The following is a 17,688-nucleotide window of genomic DNA, read 5'->3' as shown; positions in this document are numbered from 1 at the left end:
ATGGCTCTAACAGCTTATTGTCGCAATTTTTTAATGAAAGAAGCTCAGCCTACGGAACCTCTCTAGCAAATACCAATTGACCTGAGCCCGAATGGTCCGTCATTTGAAAGGAGAGTCCATCAAGTGGAGATGGACATGAGAAGCAGCAGATTTAGTAAGAGCAGATTATTTCGATTTTGGCTGAGCAAGAGCGCGGTGTGCCGACGGGTGATGTGTGCCGCAAGCACGGTGTGAGCAGTGCTACGTTTTACAAGTGGAAGGCCAAGTATGGTGGTTTGCATGGTGAGGCATGAGCTGACCCAGCCCCCTGATCCGGGCCGTTTATTCGGAGAGTCTGTTCGCCTTTCTTTCTCGTTGGTGGGCGGTGGTCAAGGCCCGCTGAGCGGAGCCTTTGCGTAGCTCAGGCGAAGCGGGCCTGGATCGTTGGACGCGCAGCCGCTTTTGTTCGCGCGCGAAGGTCAGTGGGGTGAGACCACCCAGCGACGTGTGAGGCCGGTCCTGGTTGTAGTCGCTGGTCCATGCCGCCAGCACGGCGCGGGCCTCTGGCATCGTGGAGAACAACTCCTCATTGAGGCATTCGTCGCGCAAGCGCCCGTTGAAGCTCTCGATGAAGGCGTTCTGGGTCGGCTTACCGGGCGCAATGTAGTGCCACTCGATCCGCCGATCTTGAGCCCACTTGAAGATCGCATGACTGGTCATCTCGGTTCCGAATGTGCTATGGGACAGAGTGTGTGTCTCGTGCCATGCTGGAGTGGCAAAATAGTACGGGCGTCAGCTGGCATTACATCGCCCCAAGCAAGCCTCAACAGAATGGCTTTGGCCCCGTGCTTCAACGGCAAGCTCAGCGACGAGTTGTTGAACGAGGAAGTGTTCGTCAGCTTAGGCCATGCAAAACGGGCCCTCAGTCTTTGGCGACACGACTTCAACAATGTGCGGCCCCATAGTGGAATCGGCGGACTTGCGCCTGCTACGCGCCCTTGGCTCTCGCAATGTGGAAGCATCGCTCCCGGCGCGCTTCCCAAACAGAAAACTTGGCGGTATCAACAAACAGGACTCTCATAAAGAACGAGGGACCATCGGGGCTCAGGTCAAATGCAGCATTACAGGCTATTTGATTGCCGGGTTAATAAATTGAAGGGCGGGTATTTTCAGGGCAACCTGCAATTGATGATCGACGATAGCCCTGCAGTCAGAACCAATACTCATAAAGCTCTTATGACAACATCTATTGATCCCAAGGCATTTTCAGTAGCAGGCAAGAAGCAGCTAACTATTAGAAACCTTTCGAACGGATCAAATATATTGGTAGGTGAAATCGAGGTTAAATAAAATAATTACGTTAAGAGATATCGCAATATTATCGTTTTTTTGTCTGGGCGGAGTGTGTTCGGAATGAAGTCCAAAAGGATAGCAATTTTGCAATCAAATTACATCCCTTGGAAGGGCTACTTCGACATGATTGCAGCTGTCGATGAATTCATTCTTTACGACGACATGCAGTACACGCGCCGCGACTGGCGCAATCGAAATCAAATCAAAACGCCCCAAGGGGTTCAGTGGCTCACGGTTCCTGTTCTGGTGAAAGGTAAGTACCACCAAAAAATCAGAGAGACTGAGATTGATGGCACTGACTGGGCCGCTGCACATTGGAAAGCATTGGCGCAGAACTATCGCCGGGCTCCCCATTTCTCGGAAATCGCTTCATGGTTAGAGCCGCTGTACCTTGAGCAGAACTTCACTCACATTTCCCTACTCAATCGTCGTTTTATCGAAGCTATCTGCAATTACCTAGCAATAAAAACCGCCATTACAAGTTCTTGGGATTACACGCTGCTTGATGGGAAGACGGAGCGGCTAGCAGATCTGTGTGTGCAAGCTGGTGGCACCGAGTACATCTCAGGACCAGCAGCCAAGGACTATGTCGATGAAAAGGTTTTTTCGGATCTGGGGATTAAGCTGACCTGGTTCGACTACGCCGGATACCCCGCGTACCCACAACTTTGGGGTGAGTTCACTCATGGTGTCACAATCCTTGATCTTTTGTTTAACTGTGGCAAAGACAGTCCTCAATACATGAGGTATGTGGCATGAAGCTTTCAATAGTCGCAACCCTCTACCAGTCTGCTCCTTATATCAACGAGTTTCACGAACGTGCGAGCGCTAGTGCAAAGCGGATGGTTGGAGAAGATTATGAAATTGTGCTTGTGAATGATGGGTCACCAGACAACAGCCTGGATCTGGCTGTCAGACTCACCGAACAGGATTCACACGTTGTTGTAGTTGATTTGTCCCGTAACTTTGGGCATCACAAGGCGATGATGACTGGATTGGCGCACGCCAAAGGAGAGCTGGTTTTTCTCATCGATAGCGACCTTGAAGAGGAACCGGAGTGGCTAGAGGCGTTCGCGCAGCAGATGAAGCAAGACCGCTGTGATGTCGTCTACGGAGTCCAAGAGCGCAGAAAAGGAAACTGGTTTGAGCGTTGGAGCGGTCAGTGGTTCTATCGTTTCTTCAAAGCGCTAACGGGACTTGCGCTACCAGAAAACGTTGTGACCACTCGGCTGATGGCGAGGCGCTATGTTGATGCGCTGTTGTGTCATCAGGAGCGCGAAGTTTTTATGGCGGGCCTGTGGCACATCATCGGTTTCGACCAGCGCCCTCAGGTAATCAAGAAGCACCAAACCAGTGAAACCACTTACACCTTCCGCCGGAAGATGTCATTGCTGGTCAACTCGGTGACGTCATTCAGCAATGCTCCGCTGGTCAGCATTTTTTACATCGGCGTAGCGATCTCGCTGTTTGCTCTAGCTTACATCGTGTATCTGGTTACGCACTGGCTATTCCTTGCAAAACCCATGAGCGGATGGACATCAGTCATGGCCTCTATTTGGCTTCTTGGAGGCATGGTCATCTCTTTTATCGGTGTCGTGGGTATCTACTTATCCAAGATATTCTCTGAAACGAAGCAGCGTCCATATACCATCGTGAGGCAGATTTATGCAAAACAAAAAGATTAGTCTGCTCGACGAGGTTGCAACTTATTACGCTGAAAAACTTGCTGAACATGGTGATACGCCTCGCGGGGTCGACTGGAATGGCGAAGAAAGCCAGACGGTCAGGTTTGCGCAATTGTGCAAAATCATTGACCCCAAGACGCCTAATTTCTCCCTGAACGACCTGGGTTGCGGCTACGGCGCCTTGCTCGACTATCTGCGAGACAAGCACGCAAACTGCAAATATCTTGGGGTGGATGTTTCCCAGGAAATGATCAAGGTGGCAGAGCAACGCCACGCTACTGCCGATCAAGCTAGGTTCATCACCGCGGCAGAGCCAGACGAAGTGGCTGACTATGGCTTGGCCAGTGGTATCTTTAATGTGCGACTGGGGCGCTCGGATGCAGAGTGGTTTGATTATCTGCAGGCCACCTTGGACGTTCTTGACCGAACCAGCAGTCTTGGATTCGCGTTCAACTGCCTGACCTCGTACTCAGACGAGGACAAAAAGCGCGACTATCTCTATTACGCAGACCCATGTCACTTGTTTGATTTGTGCAAACGTCGCTATTCTCGTCAGGTCGCATTGTTTCATGACTATGGTCTTTATGAGTTTACGATTCTGGTGAGGAAGTTGCCATGAAAAAACCGCTTGTAATTTTTGGCTCTGGCGACATCGCGCAACTAGCACACTACTACTTCAGTACGGATTCCAATTACGAAGTCGTTGCCTTTACGGTAGATGCAAACTACATCAAGGAGTCTGAGTTTTTCGGTTTGCCGGTTGTCGCGTTTGAGGATGTCGCTAAAAACTATCCGCCCGATTCCTATGTTTTTTTTGTTGCACTGAGTTACTCGAAGCTGAATGCTGTCCGTAAAGAAAAGTTTCTCGCTGCAAAGAAGATGGGTTACAAGCTGGTGAGCTTCATCAGCTCGCGTGCAAACGTGCTCAATGAAGGAAGAGTCGGCGAAAACTGTTTCATTTTTGAAGACAACACTATTCAGCCTTTCGTAACGATAGGCAACAACGTAACTTTGTGGAGCGGTAACCACATTGGTCATCATTCAGTGATTCACGATCACACCTTTATTGCATCGCATGTGGTCGTCTCGGGTGGGGTAGAAATTGGCGAACAGTGTTTCGTTGGGGTGAACGCGACATTACGTGATCACATCAAAATCGGGGATAGATGTGTTGTAGGTGCCGGTGCGCTTCTACTCACAGATGCGGCGTCTGAAGGCGTCTATATTGGTACTGCTACCGAGCGATCAAAAGTGCCCAGTACAAGGTTGAGGGGCATATGACAAGGCGTTGGAAAAAACTTGGTCAGCTTTATGTTCCCAGGGAAAGTGGCCAGCATCCAAAGCTGATCTCGCATGCCGCCAATCCATTACCTGTCCATATGGCAGGTGATGTTTATCGCATCTTTTTTAGTGCCCGCGACGAACAGCATCGCTCCTCTGTAGGCGCAGTGGATGTCGACATCGTTCAGCACAAAGTTATCACTGAACATCAAAATCCATTTTTCGCGCACGGGCCAGTCGGAAGCTTTTATTCTGATGGCGTTAGCATTGGCAACTGCTATGAGGCTAATGGTGTGCGATATATGTTATTCATGGGGTGGCAGAATCCACCCACTGGGCATTGGAGAGGGGATATCGGACGACTGATTGTGACTCCGCAACTCTCGCTTCAACAGGACGGTGAACAGTTCTTTATGGGCAGCGACTCAACGGATCCAATCAGCTTGTCTTACCCTTGGGTGCAAGCAAGGCCATCGGGTGGGTTCGATATGTGGTACGGTTCTACACTCACATGGGATGCGGGAAATGGAGAGATGCTGCATGTAATTCAACATGCCTCGTCTGATGACGGTAGTAATTGGAGCCGGACAGGTCTAGCTGTGCCATACGAGATTGGAAGCGCTCAAGCCTTTTCTAGACCTACCGTAGTGCTGAACGATGGTGGTGGTTTTGAGATGTGGTTTTCTTTTCGTAACGGATCTGGTGAAAAATACCGTATCGGTTACGCCAAGTCTGAGGATGGAAAAAAATGGACTTTGGACTTGAAGAATACTGGAATTGATGTCTCACCGAGCGGATGGGATTCCGAAATGATCGAATACCCTTTTGTATTCGATCACAATGGCGCCCGCTATATGCTTTATAACGGCAATGGCTATGGTAAGACCGGATTTGGATTGGCTGTATTAGAGAGGAATAGATGAGTCGATATATAGATTATCTCTATATCCTTGCTACCATAGGTTTTACAGTATACGGGCAACTAATTCTAAAGTGGCGCATTGCGCAATTTGGGCCGCTACCCGTTGAGTCTGCAGAAAAGCTCAAATTTCTATTTGGACTTTTTTTCGATCCGGCGATATTTACAGGCTTCGCAGCTGGATTCCTTGCATCGCTTGCATGGATGGCAGCCATGACAAAGTTTGATCTTAGTCACGCATACCCATTTATGAGTCTTAACTTTGTCGTAGTTTTGCTTCTGAGTGGTTGGCTATTAAGTGAGCCTTTGACTTTTCAGAAAGCAATTGGAGTGGGGCTTATTGTGCTTGGTACGGTGGTGGCTGCCAGTGGCTAACTCAACTTGCTCAAACCTGATTGAGAAAAATTCGCAGCTTGCTTTAGATATTCTTGTTTCTGCTGCATTTATATTTGTCCTTTGCTTTTTCTTTGAGCCTCAGTGGGAGACTAACGATGACGTTGCAATGTCCATGGTTGCCCATGGCTATGGTATTGCAGCAGTCGGCATGCCGAATCTTATTTTTTCCAATGTTCTTTGGGGCTATTTGGTACGAGCGATACCGCAAATAGATGGTGTGTTGGGTTATTCCATAGCAACAATTGGCGTACTTTTTATCGTCGGGGCCGTAGTGCTCCACGCGTTCAGAAAATTAGGTGTTGGTTGGCTGGCATCACTATTAGTACTAATTTTCTTATTTGCGCGACCTGTTCTTTTTCCGCAGTTCACAATCAATGCTGGGTTACTCACCGTTGGAGCGGTTGTTTGCTGGCATGTTTATGCGCATCAGAGAAGTCGGTTAATGCTATTGGCAGGATGTATTCTTGCGTTCGGTGGTTATCTTGTTCGCAGTCATGAGTTTTTGCTCGTCTTGTTAGTAGCATTACCCCTTTTGCCTTGGTTGAAATGGACTAAAGATCGCACCGCGCAAGCCTCATCATTAGCCCTTTTGCTAGCAATTGGCACTGCTGCTTTTATCGATAGCCAAGCTTATAAAGGTGAAAATTGGAAAGCATTCAACTCATTAAATCCTGCTCGTGCACCAATTACTGATTTCGGCGCTGACGCTCATTTGAAGAGCCGCCCAGATATTCTTGATCGACATGGCTATTCCGAAAATGATATCGATTTGATTAATTCTTGGTTTTTTGTTGATTCAGAAATTGCAAATCCGGTTGCCTTGAATGCAATGCTTACGGAGCTTGGCCCACTACCCGCCTCAAGTATCGCGCTAAACAATGGATGGATTGGGATAAAAACGTTTACTCATCCAGTTTTGCTGCCAGGTTTTTTTGCTGCGTTGTTGTTGTTATTATTATTTCCGAATCGGAAACTTTTTTTTACTTGGGCTCTTTGTCTTGCAGTCTTCTTTGCGTTGGGTGTATCTGGTCGTCCTAGTATCTTGCGTGTCTATATTCCTGTCATATCTCTACTCATAGTTGCTCCCCTTTTGGTACCAGGAACAGGGAACAGGGAATATGGAAATCTGCGCAAACGGTTCGCCTTAGGTGTCCTGGTAGTGGCTGCATTGTTCAACACAACGGCTGTTTTTTCTGAGTCAAGAGCTGCTCAAATAGTGTCCGATCAGAAACGAATGAGCTTGCAAGGCTTCCCTGAAGAGATTGTTGTAGTTTGGGGTGCCACATTTCCTTTCGAGGCTGCTTACCCAGTCTTGAAACAATCAGACTCTGCTATGGCATATAAAATTTATGGCATGGGTGTTTTTACTCTTGCTCCATTTTCTACCGCATATGGTCAGGAAATTTCGGGGAATGGAATGTTGAATCGGCTTGCCTCTAAAAATGGAATACCGATTCTTGCCAAAAAACACCATTTTGCCTTCCTCGATGTCTATTGCAAGGAACGTTTAAGCGGTGTTTTACACACGCTTGGCATCAAAGAGTACGGCGCTCTCAGTGTTCGCGTGATTCGATGTGAATCGGTGTTAGACCAATGACGAATACTCTTATTCTCAATGAGGCAGATTTGAAAATTATGAACAAGACTAATTATCAAATCCCTTTCAATTGGCCTCACATGACAGGTAAGGAGTTGTACTACATCGCTGAAGCACACTTTAACGGTAGCCTGGCTGGCGATGGGCCTTTCACCAAGCGCTGTCATGCATGGCTGGAGGAGCGGACTGGATGTAATAAGGGGCTGCTTACTCACTCTTGCACGGCGGCACTTGAGATGGCTGCTTTGTTGCTAGATATTCAGCCCGGCGACGAGGTCCTCATGCCGTCGTACACCTTTGTATCTACCGCCAATGCCTTTGTGCTCCGTGGTGGGGTCCCCGTGTTTGTCGATATCAGAGAAGACACTCTTAATTTGGACGAACGGCTGATTGAATCCGCCATTACGCCGCGTACCCGTGCCATTGCTCCCGTGCATTACGCGGGAGTGGCGTGCGAGATGGATACGATTATGGCCATCGCCCAGAAGCATGGATTGAAAGTCGTTGAGGATGCGGCGCAGGGGGTAATGTCGACCTACAAAGGGCGGGCCCTGGGCAGCATTGGTGATCTCGGAGCCTACAGTTTCCACGAAACAAAAAACGTGATCTCGGGAGAAGGCGGTGCGCTGCTCGTCAATAGTCTAGGTATGAGCCTTCGCGCAGAGATCATTCGCGAGAAAGGGACCGACCGCAGTCGGTTCTTCAGGGGAGAAGTCGATAAGTACACTTGGCAAGAGGTGGGCTCGTCGTTCCTGCCAGGGGAGTTGATTGCCGCTTTCCTGTGGGCGCAACTTGAAGAAGCAGATCGAATAACCAAAGAGCGGCTGGCATGCTGGCAGCGTTATCATGAGCTTCTTGAACCGCTGGAAACCAAGGGAATACTGAGGCGACCGATTATTCCAGATGACTGTGAGCACAATGCCCACATGTACTACGTTCTCCTGGTGCCAGAAATCGACCGTCAAATGGTCCTTAATTCGTTTAAGCGCAATGAGATCTGGTCGGTTTTCCACTACGTACCGCTTCACTCATCCCCTGCCGGGAAGCGTTATGGTCGGCCGCATGGCGACTTAGATGTCACGAATCAGCAGTCTGAAAGGCTCGTCCGCTTACCAATGTGGGCTGGCTTGTCGGATGAGCAGCAAGACCGGGTCGTTGAGGTGCTGCGCAGTGCCGCAGGGTAACTTCCCCTCGTGTGTGAGCCCCCCTTAACTTGCCAGAGTGAGTTTATGGCTAAACGATTACCAGCTGGACACCACCGGTTCGGCATTAAACCTGAGCCACTGACTGCAAATGACCTGCCCGACTTTTCGGACCGATAATTTCTGGAATGATGGCTCTTCAAGCGAAAGGAAGAGCCGATGAGAAAGAGCCGTTTTACAGACTTACAAGTGGTTGCCCTGCTGCGCGAGGCAGATCGGAGCAGCGTGGCCGAAGTCGCCAGGAAGCACAAGGTTAGCGAGCAGACGATCTATGGCTGGCGCAAGCACTTTGCTGGCCTTCAACCGCAGGACTGACCTGCCCCCTGTAGCCGTACCACTCATTCGGCAGGAAGTCCGGTTGCAAGGTTAATCGAGTTTGGATGGGATTGCATTGCATCGGCAGCATGCTGTCGATGCAATGCCGCGTACTTGGCTGGCGGCATCAGCCCACTGGCTTTCGAAGCAAAAGTGGCCTAACAAGAGATACCACACCGTAACGAAACCGTTACAAGTCCATGGTCTGGGAAGGTTATGAGGTAGGGTGCAGCTCGGTCAAACCTTTCGCATCAGTACGCAAGAGTTAGCGCAGCCTGTGTTGCGTACGTTCATGCTAATGTAGGTGGCGGGCAAGTGTCCCACCACCGATCGTGGCGGCCCCAATCATTCCAAGATCAATGCCGAACAAGCCTATCCTGATGTGCTCCGCGCCCGCATCGCTGTACCTGAAGTTATTGAGTTTTATGGCATGGAGTTTGATACCCCAGGTGCTGATCATTCCAGCTTGATCATTCCGCGCACCGATGCCGAGCGCGATACCCTATTTTCGATTGAATCGCGCTTTACCAAGCATGAGCCTTGGCCGCGCGATAAGGGTCGCGATACTGAACCCAAAATGCTGGAAGCTTTGACCTTTATGCGGGCCCTCGCGGCCCCGCCAGTTATGTTTGCAAACCATCCATCACGATCTGCTGAAGAGCTTTATGGATATGGCTTGGACAACCCGAGCGAGCTTCGGGCTTGGAATAACACTGCCCCCAATGTTGCTGTCGGCATGGAAGGGGCACCGGGCCATCAGGCAGCAGCACTTGCCCCAGACGGCTCTATCAAGCCCGATGGCAATCGTGGCAGCTATCGGCATGCGCCCACTTTGGGTGGGTTTGACGCAATGTCCGCGCGCTTGGGGGGCTTTTGGGACTCATTGTTGGGTTAAAGGCGGCGCTGGTGGGTCACGGCCACGTCAGACTCGCACAAGCATTTCACCGAGGGTTGGCATGATTTTTGGCCCGGCGAATATTCCAAGTCCTATGTCTATGCCAAGACAAATTATGAGGATAATTTAGACGGGCTGCGCAATGGCCGCATCATTGTGGTCACTGGGGATTTGATCGGGGCCTTGGATGTAAAAGCTTTTACCGCAAAGAACGCGCACCAAAGTCTGCGGCAGAGATTGGTGGCACCCTCAACGTTAAAGCCGGCCAGGATGTCAATCTGACCCTCACCATTCGCGATCCAGCTGGCGCTAATTTTGGCGGTCGCACGCCTTATCTTGCGCGCGTGGATATCATTATGGGTGACGTGACCGTCGGGCAAAGCGACCCAAATCTGGACCGCAACCCCAGCACCCGCGTGATCGCGCGCCTGACCCCCAAGGACTGGAAGCGCGACGGCGAGATCATTACTGCCACCTACCGTGTGCCCAAGCTTGCCAAGAACAGCTACATCTGGTTTCGCGGCACCAATACGCAAGAGCTAGAACCAACCCCTGATCCTGACGGCGAAAACCCTTGGGATGATTTATGGTTTTACCCCAACCCGATTTTGTGCAGGTTCAGTAGGGCAAAGGGACAAAAAGGGCAGAAACTTCCCATCATGCCTTGATCAGGTTAAGAGCCCCCATGACTAAGATTTTATCTTTATTTGCCACCCGCATCTACCGTGCGCCCTTGGGTGGGCATGCAGCAGAGGCATTACGTTTTGAGTTGGCGCGGTCATGTGATCTTTTGTCGATGGAGGACAAGGCCGGGCAGGCCTGGTGCAAAACGCAAAACTATTTGGGTTACACGTCTTACGCATCCCTCACTGATCTGCCGACGCGCATGAGTGGCTTTGGTGACTTGAAGCGTCGATTGGACAAGCATGTGGCACGCTTCAGTGAGCAAGTAGGCTTTGAGCTTGCAGGGGGTAAGCTGAAACTGGATAGTCTATGGGTCAATGTGTTGCCAAAAGGCGGGGTTCATAGCGGCCATATCCATCCCCATAGCGTGATTTCTGGCACCTATTATGTTAGCGTGCCCGATGGGGCATCGACATTAAAGTTTGAAGATCCGCGTTTAGCCATGATGATGGCGGCACCGACCCGTCGGCCCGATAGCGCCCAGGATTTACAGCCCTTTATCTTCCTGACGCCTGAAGAGGGGGAAGTGATATTGTGGGAAAGTTGGCTACGCCATGAGGTGGTGATGAACCGCTCAACACACAGCCGTATTTCCATCAGTTTTAATTATGCTTGGACATAGCGCCTAGGTCTTTGTACCAGCTAGATAAGATTGCGAATGACCAAAAGAGACCCCCAAAAGACCTTAAGTCATTTCCTCATCATCGATAATTAAACGAGGCTAAGCTGCTTCAGTGGAAAACCCCTGACTTGTAAAAGCGTAGATGGCAGCTGCCGATCTTGCTGAACGTAAGCCATCGCGAACATCTTGGCGACGCAGCAAGCGAGACAGCCGCGCCAAGGCTTTGAGATGGTCAGCACCAGCCTCGTCAGGTGATAAGAGCAGGACAACAACATCGGCGGCGCGGCCATCAGGGGCTTCAAAGTCAATCGCAGGGTCAAGGATCGCCAAAACCGCTTTTGGGGTATCAAGCCCTTTGAGCCGTGCGTGGGGAATAGCCACACCTTCGCCAACCCCTGTACTGCCTAGACGCTCCCGCTCTAGGGTGGATTCAAGTGTTGCTGAAAGCTCAACCCCATAGGCTTTAACGGCAGCTTCGGCCATGGCCAAGAGAACTTCATTTTTAGTTTGGGCTTTGATCCGATATACAATGGCATTAGGATGGATAAGGTCTAAAAGATCTTGCATAGTGTCTTTCTCACGCCGACCTGCGCCCCCGCACAGCTCGGCTGGGTTAGAAAAATCAGCGTCGCGGTCAGCCCGATACACCAGTGGCTGGCTCAATCCAACCAATATTCCCATCTAAACGTCTATACACAACGTTTAGACTGCCAGAACGGGGATTTCGGAACATAACCACCGGGGCTTCACCTAGTTCCAATTGCATCACCGCAGTTGCCACAGCCATTGTGCGGATCACAGCCTTTGTCTCGGCAATAACGGCTGGTCCTGCAACAGCTGTTTCATCCTGGCCATCAGCACCATCATCCATTTCAGCTGGTTCAATGACATTGTATTGGGCTTCTTCGCGCGGCATCGGGCTATGGTGGCGGGCGTGATGGTCTTTGAGGCGACGCTTATAACGACGAACCCGTGTTTCAATTTTTTCCAAGGCAGCAGCAAAAGCCCCATGGGGTTCTGATGCCTCTCCATTGGCTTCAAGTGTAATCCCAGAATCCAAATGGACAATCGCTTCGACATGATAGAGGTGACGCTGTTTATCTAACGTTACTATAGCTTCGCCATCGCGAGTAACATAACGGGCTATTCCGGCTTGGAGTTCATTTTGGATTTTGCCGCGTAATGCCTCACCTACATCAATATTACGGCCGGTGACTCGTACTGTGAGTTTGCCCATGTGAGGTGCCTCCATAATGGGTGATACTGGAAAAAGGAAACCAGACATCCATAGTGTTACATTCCATAACGGCTTTGGGAAGCGAATTATCCCTTGACTTAAAGATTTTAGGGCTGAGCTCTAGCCCGCTCTATGTGAAGCCCTGCGTCGCTGCACGGAGGAGGGTATGCGCAAAGTTTCGCGATATTTTGCAACCGTACGGCGGGCAATATCAACCCCGGTTTCACGCAAGATTTCTACGATACGGTCGTCAGACAAAGGTTCTGCCTGCACCTCACCTTCAATCAAACATTTAATCTGGTGACGAACCGCCTCAGCTGAATGCGACTCCCCGCCATCAGAAGCATGCAGGGCGGTTGTAAAGAAGTATTTTAGCTCAAACACCCCGCGCGGTGTGGAAATGAATTTATTACTGGTTACCCGAGAGACCGTAGATTCATGCATGTCAATGACGCTTGCGACATCCTTAAGGATCAGGGGGCGTAAATGCGCAACCCCATAGGTCAAAAACCCATCTTGTTGGCGTACAATCTCTTTAGCAACCTTCAAAATGGTGCGCGCCCTTTGATCCAAGCTTTTGACAAGCCAAGTTGCATCAGAATGTACTTCCGCAAGGTAAGAGCGTTCTTCCTCCGACCGTGCTGAGCGCGAAACCCGCTCGGCGTAAGCATGATTGACAAGCACGCGCGGCAAATGATCTGTATTGAGTTCAATAAGCCAGGTGCCGTGGGGGCCTTCACGAACAAATATATCAGGGATCACCGCACTAGAAGATTGTGTGCTATAGGCAGCACCAGGCTTGGGCGACAAGGCGCGGATTTCGCCGATCATGTCAGCCAGATCTGCCCCATCTACCCCACAAAGATCATAAAGGCTTTTAAGATCATGCCGGGCCAATAATGCAAGGTTAGCAACCAAGACTTGCATGGCAGGGTCATAACGGTCGCGCTCTTTCAATTGTGCCGCCAAACATTCCTCAATCGAGCGGGCACAAACACCTGTTGGCTCAAAGGTCTGTAAAGTCGAAACAATCCGCTCAAGCGCTTGGCGATCAAATCCTAAGCGCTCAGAAACTTCGTCCAGATCAGCGCGTAGATAACCACCCTCATCTACATGGTCAATCAAATAGCCTGCGACCAAACGATCAGCTGGATTTGAAAAGGCTAAGGTGGCCTGACTATCCAAGTGGTCGTGCAGAGACACCGTCTTAGTCAGCCAATTTTCAACATCCTCGAGCTGGTCAAAGCCCCTATGGCCCCCACCGGCTTGGCTCCAATCCACATTTGCACCTATGGCTTCACTGGCTGGCATATCGGCATCGGTGTGCACATCATCATAGCTGGCATCCAGCGCTGCCTCTGCATAAGGGTTAGGCCCATCGCCATACGCACCCAATTCCTGAGGGCCTTCTGATTCGGTAATGGCTTCTCGTGGATCTGTGCCGTTTAAGTCTGCAATTCCGTAATCATCAACTTCTTCAAGGCGATCAAGGATTGGATTGCGTTCTAGCTCCTGTTCGAGATAGGCCGCGAGTTCAAGGCTTGACATTTGCAAGAGCTTGATCGCCTGCTGCAATTGGGGAGTCATGACAAGGCCTTGACCCTGACGAAGCTCCATGCGCGGTGCGATAGCCATGCGTATCTTTCCTATCAAGCTTTAAAGTCCTCACCGAGATAGACCCGGCGGACATCAGCTTGGCTTAAAACTTCATCGGGAGAACCTTCAAAAAGGACTTTGCCTTCAACAATGATCGTTGCGCGATCTATAATAGTGAGCGTATCCCTCACATTGTGGTCGGTGATGAGCACACCTATGCCACGTTGCTTTAAAAAGCCAATCAAATCACGGATATCGGCAATGGCTAACGGGTCAATTCCAGCAAAAGGTTCGTCAAGTAAAATAAAAGAAGGGTCGGTTGCGAGCGCGCGCGCAATCTCTAAACGCCGTCTTTCCCCACCTGAGAGTGAGGTTGCACGTTGTTTACGCAATGTATCGATGCGCAATTCGCTGAGCAGTTCGTTAGCGCGCTCTTGCCGGAGGCTAGGGTCGTCTAAAACGGTTTCAAGCACAGCCAGCACATTATCTTGCACACTCATCCCTCGAAAAATGGAGGGTTCTTGCGGCAGATAACCTAAACCCAAACGGGCGCGCACATACATGGGCAAGGGGGTCACATCCTGCCCATCCAGAGTAATGTCACCCTTATCTGGTTGAATAAGGCCTGTTACCATATAAAAGCAGGTAGTTTTGCCAGCGCCATTGGGCCCAAGAAGACCCAAAATTTCTCCACGTTGGAGGGACAAAGATACGCCATCAACCACGTCGCGTCCTTTGTAGGATTTTACAAGTTTATTCGCGATCAGTCCACTGGTCTGGTTCGCTTCGATGCGAAGAGATCGGTGCGCGAGGTTCATGGCGAGGGCCTTAAAGTACTGAGGTCTATCATGTTGTTGTTCTTAGAAAAACGAAGTAAACAGACCCTAAAGAAATTTGCAAATTTGCTGTTTTATTCGATAGAGTTCAGCTACAAGCAGGTAAGTTGACATCGCCAGTATCAACGCTTGGATGTACCGCCTTTGGACGGTGGTGCATCATTTGGAAAAATTACCGCTTTGACCCGCCCGTCCAATCCCCGCATCGTGGACGCCCGCGTTTTGGTATTGATGGTCAGCATAGAGCCTTTGAGAACATTTTGACCTTGAACGGCCACGACATTGCCAAAAAACTGAACAATATTGGCCTGTGTATCAAAGACGGCACGGTCACCTCTGATTTTTTCGGTCGGTGTAACATAAAAGGTTTCCCCCTCTGTGAACACTTTATCGATGGTATCATTACTTCCATTTGCTGATCGCACATAAGTGATGCGAATGCGTGGTGCACGCAAAACAGCACCGTCTTGAGATACCGAAGCATTCCCTACCAATGTACTAAACCCTGCTTCTGGATCATACACTAAATCATTGGCAGAAATTTCAATCGGCCCTCCCCGGCTTGATGCTTGGGCGAAAGAGGGTGTGGACATAAAGTTAGAACCACTTAGAGCTAACACAAGCAAAATAAAAAAAGTGGGTGTTTTGGTCATCATGCTTCCATAGCTACACAGGGGTGAAATTGGTCATACATAGGGGCAACTTAATCAGCCTGACTAGTTCATCTTCGCGCGAACATTTCCAGAAAGTGTCAATCGCTTAGTTGTGGTTAAATACTCATACCGATCCGCATAGCTCAGTCCGCGATCTGAGCGGATGCTTGTATTGCCTATTCCAATAACAGTTTTTGCATCTTGGTCATAGATAGCGCGATCAGATATGGCTTGCCCGCCTTTCAATTCAATCATGGCCTGACCAATCAGAATAAATTGCCGCTGTGCTTCATACCATTGCAAGGTTTGGGCAATTGCCTTTTCCCCATCCGAAAACGTAACTTCAATGCCACCTTCGAGGGTCAGTAAAGAAGGGTTGGAAGTCCAAGTCGCCGTTGCGCCACGAGCTTTTTCGCCGCTTTTGCGAGAAAAAACTACATCACCCTCCAATGTCACCTTCTGCTGGGTTTGTGACCATATGCCTTGGTTTGCAGTCAGTGTTGATTCGTCTGCCGTCTCAATTCTAGGTTTTTCCAGACGCACGACCCCATTGGGATCTTTTACGCTACGCAATGCTCTCCGTCCGGTAACTTTAAGTCGTTTTCCTTCTTTGGTTGTTCCGATAAATTGAGGATTCTCAATCACAAATTGATTATCTTGCACCAATTTGCTGGTATCTATCCCGGCACTTTGAACACCGCGTAAGACGACACTGCCTACCAATAGGAGGGTCGATAAACCTGCGCCTGCAAGAAAAATCATGCGAATGGCTTTCACGCGAATCGAACGTCGTCGCGCAGCTTGTGGTGTTAGACGTTGGCGCAATTGGGGTCTTAATGAATGTGCTTGGCTTGTCATGAATGAGCAAAAATATCCATGTCGGACCAGCCCATTAAATCAAGTTCAGCCCGTGTCTGCAGGAATTCAAAACAAGCTTTTGCGATATCAAGCCGCCCTTCGCGTTCAAGCATGGTGATCAGGCGTTCTTTGGCAGCATGGAGATAAAGCACATCAGAAGCAGCATAGGCCAATTGGGCATCGCTCAAGGTTTCAGCTCCCCAGTCGGAGCTTTGTTGTTGTTTGTTGAGTTCGACGCCGACCAATTCTTTTACCATATCCTTCAAGCCGTGACGATCCGTATAGGTTCTAGCGAGCTTTGAGGCAATTTTGGTGCAAAAAAGCGGAGCCACCACAATATCTAAATGCCGCTTACACATGGCGACATCAAAACGCGCATAATGAAAGATTTTTTCAATTTTTGGGTTAGAAAGTAAGGCTTTAAGATTTGGGCAATCGTAATCGGGCCGCCGCAGCCTGACCACATGCGCGTGGCCATCCCCAGCACTTAATTGCACGACACATAGGGCGTCACGAGAAAGCGACAAGCCAAGCGTTTCTGTATCCAACGCCACAACCGGGCCAAGATCTAGGTGCGCCGGTAAATCGCCCTCATAAGAATGTACAGTCACTGTATTGGCCTCATTTCGTCAAAACTCTTGTATTAAAGCGGTGAACCGCTGCCCGATTATCAATTTTATTCTTCTCTAAGCTCTTTTGCGCCACTTCGCAAAAGGGGGGAGGTAAAATGGGAAAGATAATGACAAGAAGAAGAGGTGAACCTTAAACGCCCAAAAACGCCAACAAGGCTTCCCTGAGCGCTTGAGTAGACATTTTCTCAATGAGCCCAATTATGCAGGCACCCACGGCTAGAAGATGGATGATGAAAGGGTGTTGGCACCAAAACCATGGTGTCTTAGCGGGTTCAACCATGCAAGACCGTGGTGCCCAGAAGAGGACTCGAACCTCCACACCTCGCGGCGCTGCTACCTGAAAGCAGTGCGTCTACCAATTCCGCCATCTGGGCTTTGGTGCGCGATGTAGTAGACGCAGATAAAAGCGTCAATGCCTATCATGTGGTGTCATGTTGGCGCCTAGCTTGATCGCGCGCTAAAAGATCACCATGACACGATTATTGATTATGGGTGTAGCTGGGGCTGGCAAGTCCACGTTGGGCCTTGCTTTGTCACAAGCCTTGGGCTGGCGATTTTTAGACGCCGATGACGTTCACACACGCGCTGCAAAGGATAAGATTGCCCGGGGTATCCCTTTAACGGAAGCCGATCGATCCAAATGGCTAGCGGCGATCAAGCCCATATTCTTTGATACTCGCGCCTCAATTGTTTTAGCTTGTTCAGCATTGAGGGCGGCCCATCGACATATGCTAAAGCCTGACCATCTTGTTTTTCTCCACATTGAGCCGGCTTTAGCGCATCAGCGCCTGTTCGAGCGGCGCGGTCATTTTGCAGGGCCAAATCTGGTACAAAGCCAGTTTGCTACTTTAGAAGAACCTTCTCAGGGATTAAAGTTGGACGCGACAATGCGCACCGACTTGCAAGTCCAAACCATCATGGATTCATTAAGTTTGAACCCCAGCTAAG

At 49.8% G+C, this 17,688-nt stretch carries 20 protein-coding genes, 1 tRNA gene and 3 pseudogenes; 15 read left to right on the top strand and 9 right to left on the bottom strand.

What is annotated here, in order from left to right; genetic code table 11:
- Positions 1-135 precede the first annotated feature (135 nt).
- Positions 136-278 (top strand): annotated as a pseudogene (locus PsB1_RS03135) (transposase); the annotation flags it as partial.
- Between the two features lie 43 nt (positions 279-321).
- On the opposite strand, the pseudogene PsB1_RS03130 reads toward PsB1_RS03135, so the two are convergent.
- Positions 322-708: pseudogene (locus PsB1_RS03130) on the bottom strand (integrase core domain-containing protein); the annotation flags it as partial.
- On the opposite strand from PsB1_RS03130, the gene PsB1_RS11905 reads away from it, so the two are divergent.
- The 13 genes and pseudogenes from PsB1_RS11905 (at position 688) to PsB1_RS03060 (ending at position 10,928) form a co-directional block, all read left to right on the top strand.
- The gene (locus tag PsB1_RS11905) at positions 688-1,062 is read left to right on the top strand and encodes an integrase core domain-containing protein (protein WP_420887869.1); all 375 of its coding nucleotides are present in this window, start codon (positions 688-690) and stop codon (positions 1,060-1,062) included. The pseudogene PsB1_RS03130 and the gene PsB1_RS11905 sit on opposite strands and share 21 nt — an antisense overlap.
- A 330-nt stretch (positions 1,063-1,392) precedes the next feature.
- Complete coding sequence (locus tag PsB1_RS03115) at positions 1,393-2,091, top strand: WbqC family protein (protein ID WP_284358987.1); 699 nt, start codon at positions 1,393-1,395, stop codon at positions 2,089-2,091.
- Positions 2,088-3,017 (top strand): glycosyltransferase family 2 protein, encoded by a 930-nt coding sequence (locus PsB1_RS03110; protein WP_284358986.1) that lies wholly within the window; start codon positions 2,088-2,090, stop codon positions 3,015-3,017. The genes PsB1_RS03115 and PsB1_RS03110 overlap by 4 nt, the downstream gene beginning before the upstream one ends.
- Positions 2,998-3,636, top strand: coding sequence for a class I SAM-dependent methyltransferase (locus PsB1_RS03105; RefSeq protein ID WP_284358985.1), 639 nt, complete (start codon positions 2,998-3,000; stop codon positions 3,634-3,636). Before PsB1_RS03110 ends, PsB1_RS03105 begins: the two co-directional genes overlap by 20 nt.
- Positions 3,633-4,298, top strand: coding sequence for an acetyltransferase (locus PsB1_RS03100; protein WP_284358984.1), 666 nt, complete (start codon positions 3,633-3,635; stop codon positions 4,296-4,298). The genes PsB1_RS03105 and PsB1_RS03100 overlap by 4 nt, the downstream gene beginning before the upstream one ends.
- Positions 4,295-5,221, top strand: a complete 927-nt coding sequence (locus PsB1_RS03095; RefSeq protein WP_284358983.1) for a glycoside hydrolase family protein — start codon at positions 4,295-4,297, stop codon at positions 5,219-5,221. Before PsB1_RS03100 ends, PsB1_RS03095 begins: the two co-directional genes overlap by 4 nt.
- The gene (locus PsB1_RS03090; protein WP_284358982.1) at positions 5,218-5,592 is read left to right on the top strand and encodes an EamA family transporter; all 375 of its coding nucleotides are present in this window, start codon (positions 5,218-5,220) and stop codon (positions 5,590-5,592) included. The genes PsB1_RS03095 and PsB1_RS03090 overlap by 4 nt, the downstream gene beginning before the upstream one ends.
- Positions 5,585-7,210, top strand: coding sequence for a hypothetical protein (locus PsB1_RS03085; protein ID WP_284358981.1), 1,626 nt, complete (start codon positions 5,585-5,587; stop codon positions 7,208-7,210). Before PsB1_RS03090 ends, PsB1_RS03085 begins: the two co-directional genes overlap by 8 nt.
- A complete protein-coding gene (gene rffA / locus PsB1_RS03080; RefSeq protein ID WP_284358980.1) occupies positions 7,207-8,394 on the top strand; it encodes a dTDP-4-amino-4,6-dideoxygalactose transaminase in 1,188 nt (395 codons plus the stop codon). Before PsB1_RS03085 ends, rffA begins: the two co-directional genes overlap by 4 nt.
- Before the next feature lie 177 nt (positions 8,395-8,571).
- A pseudogene (locus tag PsB1_RS03075) lies at positions 8,572-8,724 on the top strand (transposase); the annotation flags it as partial.
- Between the two features lie 307 nt (positions 8,725-9,031).
- A complete protein-coding gene (locus tag PsB1_RS03070) occupies positions 9,032-9,622 on the top strand; it encodes a hypothetical protein (RefSeq protein ID WP_284358979.1) in 591 nt (196 codons plus the stop codon).
- 356 nt (positions 9,623-9,978) lie between these two features.
- Positions 9,979-10,290 (top strand): hypothetical protein, encoded by a 312-nt coding sequence (locus PsB1_RS03065; protein WP_284358978.1) that lies wholly within the window; start codon positions 9,979-9,981, stop codon positions 10,288-10,290.
- A 17-nt stretch (positions 10,291-10,307) separates the two neighbouring features.
- Complete coding sequence (locus tag PsB1_RS03060; RefSeq protein ID WP_284358977.1) at positions 10,308-10,928, top strand: TIGR02466 family protein; 621 nt, start codon at positions 10,308-10,310, stop codon at positions 10,926-10,928.
- A 99-nt stretch (positions 10,929-11,027) separates the two neighbouring features.
- On the opposite strand, the gene PsB1_RS03055 is transcribed toward PsB1_RS03060, so the two are convergent.
- From PsB1_RS03055 to PsB1_RS03020, 8 genes are all read right to left on the bottom strand, one after another.
- Positions 11,028-11,609 (bottom strand): PTS sugar transporter subunit IIA, encoded by a 582-nt coding sequence (locus tag PsB1_RS03055; protein WP_284358976.1) that lies wholly within the window; start codon positions 11,607-11,609, stop codon positions 11,028-11,030.
- Entirely contained in the window at positions 11,563-12,165 is a 603-nt protein-coding gene (hpf, locus tag PsB1_RS03050) for a ribosome hibernation-promoting factor, HPF/YfiA family (RefSeq protein WP_284358975.1), read from the bottom strand. The genes PsB1_RS03055 and hpf overlap by 47 nt, the downstream gene beginning before the upstream one ends.
- 120 nt (positions 12,166-12,285) lie before the next feature.
- Positions 12,286-13,800: an RNA polymerase factor sigma-54 gene (gene rpoN, locus PsB1_RS03045; protein WP_284358974.1), complete on the bottom strand. Its 1,515-nt coding sequence runs from the start codon at positions 13,798-13,800 to the stop codon at positions 12,286-12,288.
- 14 nt (positions 13,801-13,814) lie between these two features.
- Positions 13,815-14,579, bottom strand: a complete 765-nt coding sequence (gene lptB, locus PsB1_RS03040; protein ID WP_284358973.1) for an LPS export ABC transporter ATP-binding protein — start codon at positions 14,577-14,579, stop codon at positions 13,815-13,817.
- Between the two features lie 140 nt (positions 14,580-14,719).
- The gene (locus PsB1_RS03035) at positions 14,720-15,253 is read right to left on the bottom strand and encodes an LptA/OstA family protein (RefSeq protein ID WP_284358972.1); all 534 of its coding nucleotides are present in this window, start codon (positions 15,251-15,253) and stop codon (positions 14,720-14,722) included.
- A 60-nt stretch (positions 15,254-15,313) separates the two neighbouring features.
- Positions 15,314-16,108 carry an LPS export ABC transporter periplasmic protein LptC gene (gene lptC, locus PsB1_RS03030; protein WP_284358971.1) on the bottom strand — a complete coding sequence of 265 codons (795 nt, stop codon included), beginning with the start codon at positions 16,106-16,108 and terminating at the stop codon, positions 15,314-15,316.
- Positions 16,105-16,719, bottom strand: a complete 615-nt coding sequence (locus tag PsB1_RS03025; RefSeq protein ID WP_284358969.1) for a ribonuclease D — start codon at positions 16,717-16,719, stop codon at positions 16,105-16,107. Before PsB1_RS03025 ends, lptC begins: the two co-directional genes overlap by 4 nt.
- Before the next feature lie 310 nt (positions 16,720-17,029).
- A tRNA-Leu gene (locus tag PsB1_RS03020) sits at positions 17,030-17,114 on the bottom strand.
- Between the two features lie 96 nt (positions 17,115-17,210).
- Here PsB1_RS03020 and PsB1_RS03015 point away from each other — a divergent pair.
- On the top strand, positions 17,211-17,687 hold the full coding sequence (locus PsB1_RS03015; protein WP_284358967.1) for a gluconokinase: 477 nt from the start codon (positions 17,211-17,213) through the stop codon (positions 17,685-17,687).
- Position 17,688 lies beyond the last annotated feature (1 nt).

The organism is Candidatus Phycosocius spiralis (assembly GCF_030158815.1).
GTDB classification, from domain to species: Bacteria; Pseudomonadota; Alphaproteobacteria; order Caulobacterales; family Aquidulcibacteraceae; genus Aquidulcibacter; species Aquidulcibacter spiralis.
The sequence above is the reverse complement of the archived record's forward strand: the minus strand, read 5'-3'. Positions and strand labels throughout refer to the sequence as shown.

Excerpts from the sequence above, each read along its gene's own strand:
- PsB1_RS03110 (WP_284358986.1), top strand. The coding sequence starts at position 2,088 with ATGAAGCTTTCAATAGTCGCAACCCTCTACCAGTCTGCTCCTTATATC.
- rffA (WP_284358980.1), top strand. The coding sequence starts at position 7,207 with ATGACGAATACTCTTATTCTCAATGAGGCAGATTTGAAAATTATGAAC.
- PsB1_RS03105 (WP_284358985.1), top strand. The coding sequence starts at position 2,998 with ATGCAAAACAAAAAGATTAGTCTGCTCGACGAGGTTGCAACTTATTAC.
- PsB1_RS03115 (WP_284358987.1), top strand. The coding sequence starts at position 1,393 with ATGAAGTCCAAAAGGATAGCAATTTTGCAATCAAATTACATCCCTTGG.
- PsB1_RS03035 (WP_284358972.1), bottom strand. The coding sequence starts at position 15,253 with ATGATGACCAAAACACCCACTTTTTTTATTTTGCTTGTGTTAGCTCTA.
- hpf (WP_284358975.1), bottom strand. The coding sequence starts at position 12,165 with ATGGGCAAACTCACAGTACGAGTCACCGGCCGTAATATTGATGTAGGT.
- PsB1_RS03060 (WP_284358977.1), top strand. The coding sequence starts at position 10,308 with ATGACTAAGATTTTATCTTTATTTGCCACCCGCATCTACCGTGCGCCC.
- rpoN (WP_284358974.1), bottom strand. The coding sequence starts at position 13,800 with ATGGCTATCGCACCGCGCATGGAGCTTCGTCAGGGTCAAGGCCTTGTC.
- PsB1_RS03090 (WP_284358982.1), top strand. The coding sequence starts at position 5,218 with ATGAGTCGATATATAGATTATCTCTATATCCTTGCTACCATAGGTTTT.
- PsB1_RS03065 (WP_284358978.1), top strand. The coding sequence starts at position 9,979 with ATGGGTGACGTGACCGTCGGGCAAAGCGACCCAAATCTGGACCGCAAC.
- PsB1_RS03015 (WP_284358967.1), top strand. The coding sequence starts at position 17,211 with ATGACACGATTATTGATTATGGGTGTAGCTGGGGCTGGCAAGTCCACG.
- lptB (WP_284358973.1), bottom strand. The coding sequence starts at position 14,579 with ATGAACCTCGCGCACCGATCTCTTCGCATCGAAGCGAACCAGACCAGT.
- PsB1_RS03055 (WP_284358976.1), bottom strand. The coding sequence starts at position 11,609 with ATGGGAATATTGGTTGGATTGAGCCAGCCACTGGTGTATCGGGCTGAC.
- PsB1_RS03095 (WP_284358983.1), top strand. The coding sequence starts at position 4,295 with ATGACAAGGCGTTGGAAAAAACTTGGTCAGCTTTATGTTCCCAGGGAA.
- lptC (WP_284358971.1), bottom strand. The coding sequence starts at position 16,108 with ATGACAAGCCAAGCACATTCATTAAGACCCCAATTGCGCCAACGTCTA.
- PsB1_RS11905 (WP_420887869.1), top strand. The coding sequence starts at position 688 with ATGACTGGTCATCTCGGTTCCGAATGTGCTATGGGACAGAGTGTGTGT.
- PsB1_RS03100 (WP_284358984.1), top strand. The coding sequence starts at position 3,633 with ATGAAAAAACCGCTTGTAATTTTTGGCTCTGGCGACATCGCGCAACTA.